Origin of the sequence: Sphingomonas sp., assembly GCF_017304635.1 — a bacterium.
GTDB lineage: Bacteria > Pseudomonadota > Alphaproteobacteria > Sphingomonadales > Sphingomonadaceae > Sphingomonas.
Window position 1 is genome coordinate 169,510 of record NZ_JAFKMA010000004.1, and the last position, 13,320, is coordinate 182,829.

Below are 13,320 nucleotides of genomic sequence, written 5' to 3' on the forward strand. Positions count from 1 at the left end.
ACTAGAGCGGTTCTCCGGTCAGCCGCTGACACACCATGTCGAGCTGGTCGAGCGTCGAATAGCTGACGGTCAGGGTGCCGCCCTTGGCGCTATATGTGATCCGCACACCCAGGCCGATCACGTCGGTCAGTTGGCGTTCGAGCGCGGCGATATCGGCGTTGCGATCACCACCGCCACCGCTTGATCCGCTCCGCTCGCTCTTCGCGGCCTTTGCCAGCCGCTCGGTGTCGCGAACCGACAGTCCCTTGGCGACGACTTCGCCGGCCAGCCGCTCGATATCGGGCGCGCCGAGCAATGCGCGCGCGTGCCCCATGTCGATCCGACCGTCGACCAGCAACGCCCGCACGCTTTCAGGAAGGTCTAACAATCTCAATAGGTTAGCGATATGGCTTCGCGACTTGTGAACGAGCTTCGCCAGCGCTTCCTGGGTATGCCCGAACTCGCCGATCAGCCGATGATATGCGTCCGCTTCCTCGATCGCGTTGAGATCACGCCGCTGGATGTTTTCGAGCAGCGCGATCTCGAACGTGTCGGCGTCGTCGAAATCGCGGACGATCACTGGCACTTCGTGCAAGCGCGCGCGCTGCGCGGCTCGCCAGCGGCGTTCGCCGGCGATGATCTGGTAATTATGACCATGCGGGCGGACGAGGATCGGCTGAAGAACACCGCGTGTCGCGATCGACTGCGACAATTCGTCGAGCGCCTGGTCATCGAACACCCGGCGAGGCTGTCCGGGTTGAGGGCTCAGGGCACCCACCGGCATCATTCGTACGCCGTTGGGCAGTTCACCACCTGCTACCACCGGTTCGGCCGCGATGTCGCCGAGCAGCGCATTCAGGCCACGGCCCAGACCGGATCGGGTACGGCGGACTTCGCTCATGCCGCCAACGCCGACTTTGGTTTCAATCGACCGATCAATTCGCTCGCCAACGCCATATAGGCTTCGGATCCCGAACAGCGATGATCGTAGATCAGGGCCGGCACACCATGGCTCGGCGCTTCGGACAGCCGAACGTTACGAGGAATGACGGTGTCGAACACGACCTTGCCCAGCACCGCGCGAACGTCCGACGATACTTGTTCGGTCAAGCGGTTGCGGCGATCGTACATCGTCAACGCCACGCCGATGATCGCCAACCCGGGATTGAATCGTGAACGGATGCGTTCGACCGTCGTCAGTAGCTGGCTGAGCCCTTCGAGAGCGAAAAACTCGCATTGCAGAGGCACGAGCAGCGAATCTGACGCCACCATCGCGTTGATCGTCAGCAAACCGAGCGACGGTGGGCAATCGATCAACACCACATCCCAGCGATCGCTAGACGACTCAAGTGCGCGATCGAGCCGGTGCGTTCGCTCCTCATATTCGACTAGTTCGATCTCCGCCCCTGACAGGTCGACCGTGGCTGGAACGATATCGAGTTTCGGCACCTGCGTCGGCATAGCCGCATCGTTGATCGATGCGTTACCGATCAGGACTTCATAGCTCGAAACCGCACGTGCGGCGCGATGGATGCCGAGACCTGTCGACGCATTTCCTTGTGGATCGAGGTCGACGATCAGCACGCGTATACCGGTCGCGGCCAATGCCGTGCCGAGATTGATCGCGGTCGTGGTCTTGCCGACACCACCCTTTTGGTTGGCCACAGCGATGACCGTCATCGCGCTTTCACCTCGCGCGCGACGATGATGCTTGAATCAGGACTCGTGATGCTCTGTTCCACGTGAAACACGCCATGCCATTTTCGCCTGGCTTCCGCCAGTTCGCTTTCGGCATTGCGGCCCTTTGGCAGCAACCAGGCCGTGGATAAATCGGCACAACCCTTTGCCATGCCGAACACCGAGGCCAATGTTGCAACGGCTCGTGCAGAAATCACGGCGCTGATGATTGACTGGGTATCGGCCTTACCGTGGATGACCGAAGCGACTCGCAAATCCAAAACCTCAGAACACTGTCGCAGATGGTCAACTCGTAGCCGCCGCGGCTCGATCATCACTACTTCGCGATCAGGCTCGGCCGCAGCAATCACCAGTCCCGGGAAGCCCGCCCCCGTCCCGACGTCCAGCCATCTACCCGGCTGCGCGAGATGCAGGAGTTGGAGGGAGTCAACGATGTGACGCGACCAGATTTGATCTACCGTCGAGGGCGCAATCAAATTCTGTTGCGCATTGGCGGCTACGACCAAGTCGGCCAACGCGGCGAGCCGGCGCACCGTGGCGGGATCGAAATGGTTGGCGACCCAGTCGCGAGCTTCTTCTTCAGTCACGCCGCTTTTCGAGTCGCTTGCAACAGGATCGCGGTCAGTGCCGCTGGGGTTATCCCCCGAATACGCCCGGCCGCCGCCAGCGTCGTCGGTCTCGCGGCCGTCAACCTTTCGATCATCTCTACTGACAGCCCAGGGATCGCCGCGAAGTCGAGGTCGGGGGTGATGTCGATCTTCTCGCTCGCTCGCAATTGCGCGACTTCCTCATTCTGGCGTTCGACATACGGCGCGTATCGGGCATCCTCTACCGCTTCCAGCAAAACGTCAGATAAGGGCAAGTCCGGCGCGACATGATGAACTTGCACTGCCGGAAATCGAAGCCATTCCGCCGCCGTGCGCCGCGACCCGTCTTGCGAGACATCGACACCCATCTCGGCAAGACGGTTCGAGGTAAACGACACCGACAGTGCCGCATCGACCGCATCCCGACGGGCGCGGCGCGAGTCCAAATGCCGCTGCCTGACTTCCCCGAGCAACCCGGCCGCCTCCGCACAAGTGCCCAACCGCGTTTCCGTATTATCGGCGCGCAACCTGAGTCTGAACTCTGCGCGCGCTGTCAGCATGCGATAGGGTTCGGTTACGCCTTGCAGAACCAGATCGTCGATCAACACGCCGATATAACTGTCGGCCCGATCTGGCAAAAAGGGCTCCAGTTCCAGCGCCGTACCTGCGGCGTTGGCGCCGGCCACCAGCCCCTGCGCCGCCGCTTCCTCATATCCGGTCGTCCCGTTGATCTGTCCGGCACAAAAAAGCCCGGGAACGGTCGATACTTCCAGGCGATGGTCGAGGATTCGGGGATCGATATGATCGTATTCGACGGCGTAACCATAGGCCGTGATCCGCGCGTCCTCCAAGCCGGGAATCGACCTGATGATCGCCTGTTGCGTATCAGTCGGCAGCGATGTGGAAATGCCGTTGGGATAGATGGTCGGATCGTCAAGGCCCTCCGGCTCCAGGAAAACCTGGTGTCCGTCACGATCGCCGAACCGGGCGACCTTATCTTCGATCGAGGGGCAATAACGCGGCCCGGCGCCCGCAATCGCGCCACCGAATAAGGGAGATCGATCGAGCGATGACCGGATAATGTCGTGGGTCTGCTCGGTCGTCCGCGTGACCGCACACGCCAGCTGAGGTAAGGCGCGGCCGTTGGATAGCGGCGACATCGTCCAGGGATCGTCGTCCGACGGTTGCGGCTCAAGACGCGCCCAATCGATCGTACGTCCGTCGAGGCGCGGAGGTGTGCCAGTCTTGAGCCTGGCTATGGGAAGCCCCGACACTCGCAGTTGATCGGCCATCGATGTCGCGGCACGCTCGCCCAAACGACCGCCAGCTTCGCGTTCGTCGCCTCTGAACATGCGAGCACCGAGAAAGGTGCCCGTTGCCAATATCACGGCCCTTGCGCCGAGCTGTGAGCCGTCCGCAAGGACGACACCTGCGATCGAACCGCCGACTATCCGCAGGCCACTTACTTCGCCCGCTGCGATCGAGATATTGCCACACCGTTCCAGCAAGTTGCGAACGGCATCGGCGAACCGTCGACGATCGGCTTGAACCCGCGGCCCTCGTACCGCTGCTCCCTTACTCCGATTGAGCATGCGATAATGGATCGCCGCCGCATCTGCGGCTCTAGCCATGATGCCGTCACATGCGTCGATTTCACGCACCAGATGGCCTTTGCCCAGCCCCCCGATGCTGGGGTTGCACGACATCACGCCGATATTTGAAGGCGCGAACGTGACGATCGCGACGGTTGCGCCGCGCCGCGCCGCCGCTGCGGCCGCCTCCACGCCGGCATGGCCGCCGCCGATCACGATAACATCAAAGCGTTGCATGTCGCTTGTTAGCCACTTGTTCCACGTGGAACACTCACTTTCCGATGCAGAAATTTCGAAATAGCGCGTCGAGCATCGCTTCGACACCCACATGCCCGGTCACTGCGCCGAGCGCATTATGTGCCGCCCTCAATGCCTCGGCGAGGACAAGTTCATCGGTTACGTCGCCAATGTTCAGTGCCTCAAGCGCGCGACGACAGTGCTGGGCTTGGCGGTGATTTAGCGCGATCTCATTGACGACCGGCAAAAGGGTTCGACAGCGGTCAACGATGACGCGCCAAAGATTCTCAATGGTCGTCGCATCCATCGCTGACACTGCCGCTACCGCTCCAGCCGGCCTCACTTGCCGATCCGGTAGGTCACTTCGCGCATGCACCCACAGCATGCTGGTGTCCGGTGGCTCGCTGTCGCCCAGCCATAGAACGGCGTCTGCCGTGGCGATTGCCGTCTTCGCACGATCGATACCGGTCTTTTCGATGATATCGTCTGTGTCAGCGCGAAGGCCGGCGGTGTCGGTCATCACGAACGGAATGCCTTGTCGCGCGATGGCCACTTCGATTCGGTCACGCGTGGTGCCGGCGATCGGCGAAACGATTGCCGCCTCTCTTCGAACCAGAGCATTCAACAGCGTCGACTTTCCGCTGTTCGGCGGCCCGGCAATGACCACGTGGATTCCGTCGCGTAGCCGTTCGACGGTCGGCGCCGACAACGTTGCAGCGATCTCACGCGCAATCTCCGCCGCATCGCCGCGAACACGATCGATCAACAGCTGCGGCACATCGGCTTCGTCGGCGAAGTCCAATGCCGCTTCGACCTGAGCGGCAAGCTGGACCAGACGATCGCGCCATGCGGCGATTTGCCGCGACAACGTTCCGTCAGCCTGGCGGATCGCCGCCCGCCGCTGCAATTCGGTTTCCGCGGTCAACAGGTCGCCGAGCCCCTCGGCTTCCGCCAGATCGATGCGTCCGTTGGCGAGCGCGCGCCGGGTAAACTCACCCGCTTCCGCGCGTCGCACATCGGGGAGGTTCGCAAGCGCCGACTCGACCGCCGCCACGACCGCGCGACCGCCATGAAGATGCAGTTCGACCAGATCCTCTCCCGTTGCCGTCGCCGGTCCACGAAAGGTCAGCACCATCGCACGATCGAGCAAGTCGCCGGTATTCGGATCGCGAAGCGCCCGTACTCGCGCCTCGCGCGATGGAGGCAAGGTACCCGCAAGCGTTCGAGCGGCCGCGAAGGCGGCTGGCCCGCTGATCCGCACGATCGCGATGGCGGCGGGAGGCAAGCCGGTCGACGGGGCGAAAATCGTCGTCATCGCAATCGCTCGGGAGGCTCGATCTAGTCCTTCTTGCCGATCGAATTCTCGAACAGGCCGCGCCAGAACGCGATCCCGGCATCTCCCAACGGATTCCAGCTTTTCATCATGTTTTCAATGAGTTCCGGCTTGATCGCCGTGCCGTCCATCGCGCCCAGCATCGCCTGGATATACTTATCGTGGATCGGCGTCAGGTCGGGCAAGCCCACCGCGCGGCGCGCCTCTTCGGGGGTGCAATCGACCTCGAGATTGATCTTCATCCGCGAACCTTCCGCTTGAGCAGGCCGACTGCGCTGCTACCGTCGCCCTTATGACCACGATGCGGCAGCGTCCGCAACGGGCGAGGACGGAGCGACCGCATGACCGACACGATCCAGATCACGACGCTCGCCGGCGACGCGACGTTCGACGCCTACATCGCCGAGCCCAACGGCGGAGGCGCTCGTGCGGCGATCATCGTCATCCAGGAGATTTTCGGGGTCAATCCGGGCATCCGCCGCAAGTGCGATCAACTCGCGGCGGCTGGCTATCTGGCGATCGCGCCCGATCTGTTCTGGCGACTGGAGCCCGGCATTGAACTCGATCCCGATATCCCGGACCAGATGCAGCAGGCACTCGACTGGATGGGCAAGTTCGACCAGGACCTCGGTATCCGCGATATCGAAGCGACGATCCATGCCGCCCGTGCGCGCGCCGATGGCGGCAAGGTCGGCGCGGTGGGGTACTGTCTCGGCGGGCGGCTGGCCTACATGACGGCGGCGCGCACCGATATCGACGCCAGCGTCGGCTATTACGCGGTCGGCATCGACGGTCTGCTCGGCGAAAAGCACGCAATCGCGCATTCGCTGATGCTCCACATCGCCGGCAACGACCATTTCGTCACGGCCGACGTCCGCGCCAAGATGCACGCCGGGCTCGACGACCATCCGAAAGTCACGCTGCACGACTATCCGGGCGTCGATCACGGCTTCGCGACCGAGATCGGCCAGCGCCGGGTCGAGGACGCCGCCCGCCTGGCCGACGAGCGCACGATGGCCTTCTTCGCGGCGAACCTCTGACGCGTCAGGTGACGTTCTGGACCGCGGGGATCACGCCGACGGCTTGATCGGTCAGGCCGTGATAGATCATGTTGCCGGCAACGTAGCAGAGCACGACCACGCCGATATAGGCGATCCAGCGATACCGTTCGATCACGCGGGCCATGAAGTTGGCGGCGACCGCCATCAGCGTGACCGACAGCGCGAGACCGAACAGCAATACCGCTGGGTGATTGCGCGCGGTGCCGGCGACCGCGAGTACGTTGTCGAGGCTCATCGACAAGTCGGCCGCGGCGATCTGGAGCGCGGCGCGGCCGAACGTCTTGGCCGGCTTGACGGTATCGGCTGCCTCGGCGTGGCGATGCGACGACCATAGTTCGAGCGCGAGCTTGAACGCGACCCAGGCGAGCAGCAGCCCGCCGGCGAACAACAACCCGACCAATTGGAGCAACTGCGTCGCGATCAGCGCGAACCCGACCAGGAATACCAGCGCGACGCCGACCCCGATCATCAGCACCCGCTTGCGCTGGTCGGCGGGCAGACCGGAGGCGAGCGTGCCGAGCACCAGCACGTTGTCGCTCGCCAGCGTCAGGTCGATCAGGATGACCTGGCCGAGCGCGGCGAGACCGCCCGCGGTGAAGACGTCGGCAAAACTAAAGTCGGCCATAGGCGAGGCGGTAGCAGGGGGAGAGGATGGGGCAAACGAAAAGGCGCGGACGGGATCAGCGACGCTGATCCCGTCCGCGCTCGATCACTGATTCATACTATCGAAGAAGTCCTCGTTGGTCTTCGAGTTCTTCATCTTGTCGAGCAGGAATTCCATCGCATCGACGGTACCCATCTGCATCAGGATGCGGCGCAGCACCCACATCTTCGACAGCTTGCCCTGGTCGACCAGCAGCTCTTCCTTGCGGGTGCCCGACTTGCCGACGTCCATCGCCGGGAAGATGCGCTTGTCGGCGACCTTGCGGTCGAGCACGATTTCGGAGTTGCCGGTGCCCTTGAACTCTTCGAAGATCACTTCGTCCATGCGGCTGCCGGTATCGATCAGCGCGGTGGCGATGATCGACAGCGAGCCGCCTTCCTCGATATTACGCGCGGCGCCGAAGAAACGCTTCGGCCGCTGCAACGCATTGGCGTCGACACCGCCGGTCAACACCTTGCCCGACGACGGCACGACGGTGTTGTAGGCGCGGCCGAGGCGCGTAATCGAGTCGAGCAGGATCACCACGTCCTTCTTGTGCTCGACCAGGCGCTTCGCTTTTTCGATCACCATCTCGGCGACCTGGACGTGACGCGTCGCCGGTTCGTCGAAGGTCGAGGAGACGACCTCGCCCTTGACCGAACGCTGCATGTCGGTGACTTCTTCCGGGCGCTCGTCGATCAGCAGAACGATCAGGAAGACTTCGGGATGGTTGTCGGTGATCGCCTTGGCGATGTTCTGCAACATCACCGTCTTGCCGACGCGCGGCGGGGCGACGATCAGCGTGCGCTGGCCCTTGCCCTGCGGGCTGACGATGTCGATGACGCGCGCGCTCTTGTCCTTCTGGGTCGGATCGAGCTGGTCGAGCGTCAGCTTCTGCTCGGGATAGAGCGGCGTCAAATTGTCGAAATTAACGCGATGGCGGACGACATCGGGATCGTCGAAATTGACGCTGGTGAGCCGTGTCAGCGCGAAATAGCGCTCGCCGTCCTTCGGCGCGCGGATCTCGCCCTCGACCGTGTCGCCGGTGCGCAGGCCGAACTTCCGGACCTGGTTGGGCGAGATGTAGATGTCGTCGGGGCCGGCGAGGTAATTGGCCTGGGCACTCCGCAGGAAACCGAAGCCGTCGGGCAGCACTTCGATCGTACCTTCGCCCATGATCTGGTCGCCCTGTTCCGCCTGCTCCTTCAGGATGGCGAACAACAGGTCCTGCTTGCGCAGGGTCGACGCGCCTTCGACGCCGAGCTCCTCCGCCATCGCGACCAGGTCGGCGGGGGCTTTCTTCTTGAGGTCCTTGAGATGCATTTCGGGTGTATTCCGGGAAAAGGTGGGGGAGGTTTTCGAGCGTCTGTCTGCGAAGGGACCGCGACGATGCTGGAGAGGAGGGAAGGCGCCGCGGACGCGACTGCCTTGCCGATGCGATTTATGGATGCGGATGATTCAAGTCAAGGCGATCCATCGCGGTCAAACTTGACAAACTTGACGGGGGTACGACCCGCCGCGCCGCCTGGTCCGGCGTTCGCCGGGCCGGTCATCCAGGGATGGTGATATCGCCATGTCAAAGAGCGTCGGTCACAGGCTGACGACGCAAATCCGACATTGCAAGCGATCAGAACGGTTTGACGACCACCAGGATCACGATCAGCGCGACGAACAAGGCGGGTAGCTCGTTGACCATCCGCAGTTGCTTGGAGGTCAGCGTCGCCGTCCCCGCCGCCAGTTTCCTCGCATAGCCGACCATCCAGCCGTGATAGCCCGTCAGCAGCAGCACCAGCAGCAACTTGGCGTGCAGCCAGCCCTCCTGCCAATGCTGGCCCACCGTCGCGATCGCGAGGCCGAACACCCACACCAATACCAGCGACGGCGTCAGGATGATCCGGCGCAGCTTGCCCTCGCGCTCGACCCACTTCGCCGCCTCGGGCGTGCCCAGCGCCTCCTGATGATGGACGAGGTAGCGCGGCAGGATGAACAGTCCCGCCATCCAGAAGATCACGAAGATGACGTGCGCCGCCTTCAGCCACAGATAGATCGACGCGAGGAATTCCATCACCGCCCTCGTATCATGGAAATCAGCGCCTCGACATGGGCGATCGGCGTGTCGGGCAGGATGCCGTGGCCGAGGTTGAAGACATGCGGGCGACCGGCGAAGGCGGCGAGGATGCGGTCGACCGCGCCGCGCATCGCTGCGCCGCCGGTAATCAACGCCAGCGGATCGAGGTTGCCCTGGACCGGCATGCCGACGGGCAGCGCGTCGTTCGCCCAGGCCGGATCGATCGTCTCGTCGACGCCGACCGCAGTGATACCGGTTTCGCGCGCATAGCCGGCGAGCTTGGCCCCTGCACCCTTGGGAAAGCCGATCACCGGCGTGTCGAGGTGCCGTTCGCGCAACGCCGCGACGATCCGGGCGGTGGGGGCTATCACCCAGCGCTCGAACTCGGCCGGCGCCAGACTGCCCGACCAGCTATCGAACAATTGCACAGCTTCGACCCCGGCTGCGATCTGGCCCGAGAGGTAATCGACCGTCATCGCCTCGATTGCCGTGACGATCGCCTGGAAGGCGGCAGGATCGCGATAGGCCATGCGCCGGGTCGCGCCCTGGTCGCGGCTACCTTGGCCAGCGACCATGTAGGTGGCGACGGTCCACGGGCTGCCGGCGAACCCCAGCATCGTCGTTGCAGGCGGCAAGTCCGCGACCACGCGCCGCACGGTGTCGTACACCGGATCGAGCCGCTCCGGCGCCGGTTGCAGCGCCGCCAGCGCGGCATCGACCAGCGGCGGGGCGAGACGCGGACCTTCGCCGGTTTCGAACCACAGATGCTGGCCGAGCGCCCAGGGCACCATCAGGATGTCGGAGAACAGGATCGCCCCGTCGAACCCGAACCGCCGGATCGGCTGGAGCGTGACCTCCGCCGCCGTTCCGCTGTCGGTCGCCAGATCGAGGAAGCCGCCCTTCGCCGCGCGCAGCTCACGATACTCGGGCAGGTAGCGCCCCGCCTGCCGCATCAGCCACATCGGCGGCACGGCGCGACGCTCGCCACGGAGCGTCGCGAGGAGGGGTTTTTCCACCGGTTCGTCGATCCCAAGAGTCATAGAAGAATATAGAAGAAGGTTGTTGTAGTGGTTGGCACGTGGATGCCGGGGCTTATGCGCCCGTCCCGCAAATGCCAACAGCTTGACGTGGCCGGGGCCGTGGATTCCCGACGATTCCGGTATCGCCATTCTCGCTTTCCACAGGCTGTGCGGGGAATCGAGGGGTGTTGGCGGCGCTGTGGACGACACGCACGTTTATCCACGGCCGCGTGTCGCTTGGCCGGGCTCGCGAGTTGCGCTAGCGGTTTTGCCGATGTTGCCCACAGGCTTTCCGGATCGCTGAAAAATGCGGCTTCATCTGCATCTCCTTTCGGATTCCACCGGCGAGACGCTGGAGAACATCGCCAAGGCGGCGCTCGCGCAATATGACGATGTCGAGACGATCCGCCATTTCTGGCCGATGGTGCGGAGCGAACCGCATCTCGAGCGGATCCTGCAGGAGATCGCGCACAATCCCGGGCTGGTGCTGTTCACGCTCGTCTCGACCGAGATGCGCGATGCGCTGGAGGCACGGTGCCGTGCGCTCGGTTTGCCCGCGGTGGCGCCGCTCGATCCGGTCAACGACGCGCTGTCGGGGTTGCTCGGCCAGCAGGCGAAGGCGCGGCCCGGCCGCCAGCATATGCTCGACGCCGCCTATTTTGCCCGGGTCGATGCGATCCAGTTCACCATCGCGCACGACGACGGGGTCAATTGGGAGAATTGGGAGGAGGCGGACATCGTCCTGGCGGGCGTGTCGCGCACCTCGAAGACGCCGACCTCGATCTATCTCGCCAATCGCGGGTACAAGACCGCCAACATCCCGATCGTCCCCGAAAGCCCGCCGCCGCAGAAGCTGTTCGAGCTCAAGCATCCGCTGGTGGTCGGCCTCACGACCAGCGCCGACCGGCTGATCCAGGTGCGCCGCAACCGCCTGCTGTCGCTCAACCAGTCGGCGGAGACCGCCTATGTCGAGCAGGATGCGGTCGCGCGTGAGGTCGCCTATGCCCGCCGGATGTTCGCCGACAATGACTGGCCGGTGATCGACGTGACGCGGCGGTCGATCGAGGAGACGGCGGCGGCGATCGTCGCGCTCATCAGCGAACAGGCGAGCGACGAATGACGCTGGTCCTGGCCTCGCAAAGCGCGTCGCGGCGGGCGATGCTCGACGCCGCGGGAGTCGCGTACGTCGCGGAACCGGCGCATGTCGACGAGGATGGCGTCAAGGCGGCGATGGCCGGCCAGCCGGCGCGCGACGTCGCCGACGCGCTCGCCGAGCTGAAGGCGTTGAAGGTGTCGCAGGCGCATCCGACCGCGCTGGTGCTGGGCAGCGATTCGATCGTCGCGCTGGCGGACGGGACGTTGCTCGACAAGCCGGTCAGTCGGGAGGAGGCGACCGCGCATCTGCGCGCGATGTCGAGCGGAACGCACGATCTGTGGAGCGCGGCGGTGATCGTCGAGGGTGGGCACCCCGTATGGCGGCACGTCGAGCGCGCGCGGTTGCACGTTCGGCCATTGTCGGATGATTTCATCGCCGCCTATCTCGATGCCGAATGGCCGGCGATCGCGGGGTGTGTCGGCTGTTTCCGGATCGAGGGGATCGGCGTGCAACTGTTCTCGCGGCTCGACGGGAGCCAGTTCACCATCCTCGGCATGCCGCTGCTGCCGGTGCTCGACTATCTGCGCGTGCGCGGAGAGATGATGGCATGACGCGTCCCTATGCCGAGGTGATCGGCGATCCGATCGCGCATTCGAAATCGCCGGCGATCCACAATTTCTGGCTGGATGCGCTCGGCATCGACGCGGAATATCGCAAGACCCAGGTGAGCACCGAGGGCCTGGGCGACTATTTCGCCGCTCGTGGCGCGGATCCCGCCTGGCGCGGGTGCAACATCACGATCCCGCACAAGGAGAGCGCACTCGCCTTCGTCGAGGATCGCGGCGACGTGCGCAGTTCGATCGGCGCGATCAACACCGTCTTTCGCGATGGCGATGCGACGATCGGGACCAACACCGACGCCGCCGGCTTCTACGCGCCGATCGCCGATCTCGATCTGGACGGGCAGCCGGTCGTGGTGGTCGGCGCGGGCGGGGCGGCGCGTGCCGTGCTGTTCGCGCTGTCGCGGGTGGGGGCGGGGCGCGTGACCCTGCTCAATCGCAGCCCGCTCAAAGGCGCGGCGTTGCTCGCGAAGTTCGGTCTCAGGGGCGATGCCCTGCCGCTCGACGCCGCGCTCCCGCCGGCCGCGCTGTTGGTCAATACCAGTCCGCTCGGGATGGCGGGGCAGCCGCCGCTCGACCTCGATCTGTCGGCCTTGCCCGACGACGCGGTGGTCTACGACATCGTCTACGCGCCGCTGGAGACCGGATTGCTGAAGGCGGCGCGCGCGCGCGATCTGGCGACGGTCGACGGGCTGGAGATGCTGATCGGCCAGGCGGCGGCGGCGTTCGAACTGTTCTTCGACGCCGCACCCCCGCGCGAGCGCGACGACGCGTTGCGCGCGCTGCTCACGGCATGAGGACGATCGGCCTGACCGGCTCGATCGGGATGGGCAAGTCGACCGTCGCCGCGATGTTCGCCGACGAGGGCGTGCCCGTGTTCGACGCCGATGCCGCGGTGCGAGCGCTGCAAGGGCCGGGCGGGCGGTTGTTGCCGGCGATCGAGGCGGCGTTTCCGGGGACGACCGGGCCGGCGGGGGTCGATCGCGCGACGCTGGGTGCGCAGGTGTTCGGCGATCCGGCGGCGCTCAAGCGGCTCGAGGCGATCGTCCATCCCGCGGTGGGCGAAGAGCGCGCCGCCTTCCTCGCGCGCCATGCCGATACCGACATGGTCGTGTTCGACGTGCCACTGCTGTTCGAGACCGGGGGCGACCGCAACGTCGATACGACCGTCGTCGTGTCCGCCGACGCCGCGACGCAGGCGGCGCGCGTGCTCGCTCGCCCCGGCATGACTCGCGAACGCCTCGCCGACATCCTCGCGCGCCAGATGCCCGATGCCGACAAGCGGGCGCGGGCCGATTATGTCGTCCCGACCGACATTCCCCTGGAGCAAACCCGCGCCGCCGTGCGTAGGGTGATTGCTTGCGTCCGCGCGAGCCAAGACCGATAA

15 protein-coding genes are annotated in these 13,320 nt (G+C 64.7%); 5 read left to right on the plus strand and 10 right to left on the minus strand.

Annotation, left to right across the window (positions count from 1 at the left end):
• Position 1: 1 nt before the first annotated feature.
• Genes J0I47_RS12565 through J0I47_RS12590 form a run of 6 tightly spaced genes read right to left on the minus strand, consistent with a single transcriptional unit; the run spans position 2 to position 5,668 of the window.
• Entirely contained in the window at positions 2 to 880 is an 879-nt protein-coding gene (locus J0I47_RS12565; RefSeq protein ID WP_294047326.1) for a ParB/RepB/Spo0J family partition protein, read from the minus strand.
• A complete protein-coding gene (locus J0I47_RS12570) occupies positions 877 to 1,659 on the minus strand; it encodes an AAA family ATPase (protein WP_294047327.1) in 783 nt (260 codons plus the stop codon). Before J0I47_RS12570 ends, J0I47_RS12565 begins: the two co-directional genes overlap by 4 nt.
• Entirely contained in the window at positions 1,656 to 2,264 is a 609-nt protein-coding gene (locus J0I47_RS12575) for a 16S rRNA (guanine(527)-N(7))-methyltransferase RsmG (protein WP_294047328.1), read from the minus strand. The genes J0I47_RS12570 and J0I47_RS12575 overlap by 4 nt, the downstream gene beginning before the upstream one ends.
• Positions 2,261 to 4,093: a tRNA uridine-5-carboxymethylaminomethyl(34) synthesis enzyme MnmG gene (gene mnmG / locus J0I47_RS12580; RefSeq protein WP_294047329.1), complete on the minus strand. Its 1,833-nt coding sequence runs from the start codon at positions 4,091 to 4,093 to the stop codon at positions 2,261 to 2,263. The genes J0I47_RS12575 and mnmG overlap by 4 nt, the downstream gene beginning before the upstream one ends.
• A 34-nt stretch (positions 4,094 to 4,127) precedes the next feature.
• Positions 4,128 to 5,408, minus strand: a complete 1,281-nt coding sequence (gene mnmE, locus J0I47_RS12585) for a tRNA uridine-5-carboxymethylaminomethyl(34) synthesis GTPase MnmE (protein ID WP_294047330.1) — start codon at positions 5,406 to 5,408, stop codon at positions 4,128 to 4,130.
• A gap of 23 nt (positions 5,409 to 5,431) precedes the next feature.
• Entirely contained in the window at positions 5,432 to 5,668 is a 237-nt protein-coding gene (locus J0I47_RS12590) for a DUF6489 family protein (RefSeq protein WP_294047331.1), read from the minus strand.
• A 99-nt stretch (positions 5,669 to 5,767) separates the two neighbouring features.
• Here J0I47_RS12590 and J0I47_RS12595 point away from each other — a divergent pair, with 99 nt between their 5' ends.
• A complete protein-coding gene (locus J0I47_RS12595) occupies positions 5,768 to 6,466 on the plus strand; it encodes a dienelactone hydrolase family protein (RefSeq protein ID WP_294047332.1) in 699 nt (232 codons plus the stop codon).
• Between the two features lie 4 nt (positions 6,467 to 6,470).
• Here the strand turns inward: J0I47_RS12595 and J0I47_RS12600 are convergent, their stop codons facing one another.
• The 4 genes from J0I47_RS12600 to hemE form a co-directional block, all read right to left on the minus strand.
• Positions 6,471 to 7,112 carry a YjbE family putative metal transport protein gene (locus J0I47_RS12600; RefSeq protein WP_294047333.1) on the minus strand — a complete coding sequence of 214 codons (642 nt, stop codon included), beginning with the start codon at positions 7,110 to 7,112 and terminating at the stop codon, positions 6,471 to 6,473.
• An 84-nt stretch (positions 7,113 to 7,196) separates the two neighbouring features.
• Complete coding sequence (gene rho, locus J0I47_RS12605; RefSeq protein WP_294047334.1) at positions 7,197 to 8,453, minus strand: transcription termination factor Rho; 1,257 nt, start codon at positions 8,451 to 8,453, stop codon at positions 7,197 to 7,199.
• A gap of 304 nt (positions 8,454 to 8,757) precedes the next feature.
• The gene (locus tag J0I47_RS12610; RefSeq protein ID WP_294047335.1) at positions 8,758 to 9,195 is read right to left on the minus strand and encodes a CopD family protein; all 438 of its coding nucleotides are present in this window, start codon (positions 9,193 to 9,195) and stop codon (positions 8,758 to 8,760) included.
• The gene (gene hemE, locus J0I47_RS12615) at positions 9,195 to 10,214 is read right to left on the minus strand and encodes a uroporphyrinogen decarboxylase (RefSeq protein ID WP_294047336.1); all 1,020 of its coding nucleotides are present in this window, start codon (positions 10,212 to 10,214) and stop codon (positions 9,195 to 9,197) included. Before hemE ends, J0I47_RS12610 begins: the two co-directional genes overlap by 1 nt.
• Positions 10,215 to 10,524: 310 nt before the next feature.
• Here hemE and J0I47_RS12620 point away from each other — a divergent pair, with 310 nt between their 5' ends.
• Genes J0I47_RS12620 through coaE form a run of 4 tightly spaced genes read left to right on the plus strand, consistent with a single transcriptional unit; the run spans position 10,525 to position 13,320 of the window.
• The gene (locus tag J0I47_RS12620; protein WP_294047337.1) at positions 10,525 to 11,337 is read left to right on the plus strand and encodes a pyruvate, water dikinase regulatory protein; all 813 of its coding nucleotides are present in this window, start codon (positions 10,525 to 10,527) and stop codon (positions 11,335 to 11,337) included.
• Positions 11,334 to 11,924 carry a nucleoside triphosphate pyrophosphatase gene (locus tag J0I47_RS12625; protein WP_294047338.1) on the plus strand — a complete coding sequence of 197 codons (591 nt, stop codon included), beginning with the start codon at positions 11,334 to 11,336 and terminating at the stop codon, positions 11,922 to 11,924. Before J0I47_RS12620 ends, J0I47_RS12625 begins: the two co-directional genes overlap by 4 nt.
• Positions 11,921 to 12,730, plus strand: a complete 810-nt coding sequence (locus J0I47_RS12630) for a shikimate dehydrogenase (RefSeq protein ID WP_294047339.1) — start codon at positions 11,921 to 11,923, stop codon at positions 12,728 to 12,730. Before J0I47_RS12625 ends, J0I47_RS12630 begins: the two co-directional genes overlap by 4 nt.
• Complete coding sequence (coaE, locus tag J0I47_RS12635) at positions 12,727 to 13,320, plus strand: dephospho-CoA kinase (protein WP_294047340.1); 594 nt, start codon at positions 12,727 to 12,729, stop codon at positions 13,318 to 13,320. The genes J0I47_RS12630 and coaE overlap by 4 nt, the downstream gene beginning before the upstream one ends.

Bases quoted from the DNA above. Each gene is read 5' to 3' on its own strand.
- J0I47_RS12625 (WP_294047338.1), top strand. From the start codon at position 11,334: ATGACGCTGGTCCTGGCCTCGCAAAGCGCGTCGCGGCGGGCGATGCTC.
- mnmE (WP_294047330.1), bottom strand. From the start codon at position 5,408: ATGACGACGATTTTCGCCCCGTCGACCGGCTTGCCTCCCGCCGCCATC.
- J0I47_RS12595 (WP_294047332.1), top strand. From the start codon at position 5,768: ATGACCGACACGATCCAGATCACGACGCTCGCCGGCGACGCGACGTTC.
- rho (WP_294047334.1), bottom strand. From the start codon at position 8,453: ATGCATCTCAAGGACCTCAAGAAGAAAGCCCCCGCCGACCTGGTCGCG.
- J0I47_RS12610 (WP_294047335.1), bottom strand. From the start codon at position 9,195: ATGGAATTCCTCGCGTCGATCTATCTGTGGCTGAAGGCGGCGCACGTC.
- J0I47_RS12630 (WP_294047339.1), top strand. From the start codon at position 11,921: ATGACGCGTCCCTATGCCGAGGTGATCGGCGATCCGATCGCGCATTCG.
- mnmG (WP_294047329.1), bottom strand. From the start codon at position 4,093: ATGCAACGCTTTGATGTTATCGTGATCGGCGGCGGCCATGCCGGCGTG.
- J0I47_RS12600 (WP_294047333.1), bottom strand. From the start codon at position 7,112: ATGGCCGACTTTAGTTTTGCCGACGTCTTCACCGCGGGCGGTCTCGCC.
- J0I47_RS12565 (WP_294047326.1), bottom strand. From the start codon at position 880: ATGAGCGAAGTCCGCCGTACCCGATCCGGTCTGGGCCGTGGCCTGAAT.
- J0I47_RS12620 (WP_294047337.1), top strand. From the start codon at position 10,525: ATGCGGCTTCATCTGCATCTCCTTTCGGATTCCACCGGCGAGACGCTG.
- coaE (WP_294047340.1), top strand. From the start codon at position 12,727: ATGAGGACGATCGGCCTGACCGGCTCGATCGGGATGGGCAAGTCGACC.
- J0I47_RS12590 (WP_294047331.1), bottom strand. From the start codon at position 5,668: ATGAAGATCAATCTCGAGGTCGATTGCACCCCCGAAGAGGCGCGCCGC.
- J0I47_RS12570 (WP_294047327.1), bottom strand. From the start codon at position 1,659: ATGACGGTCATCGCTGTGGCCAACCAAAAGGGTGGTGTCGGCAAGACC.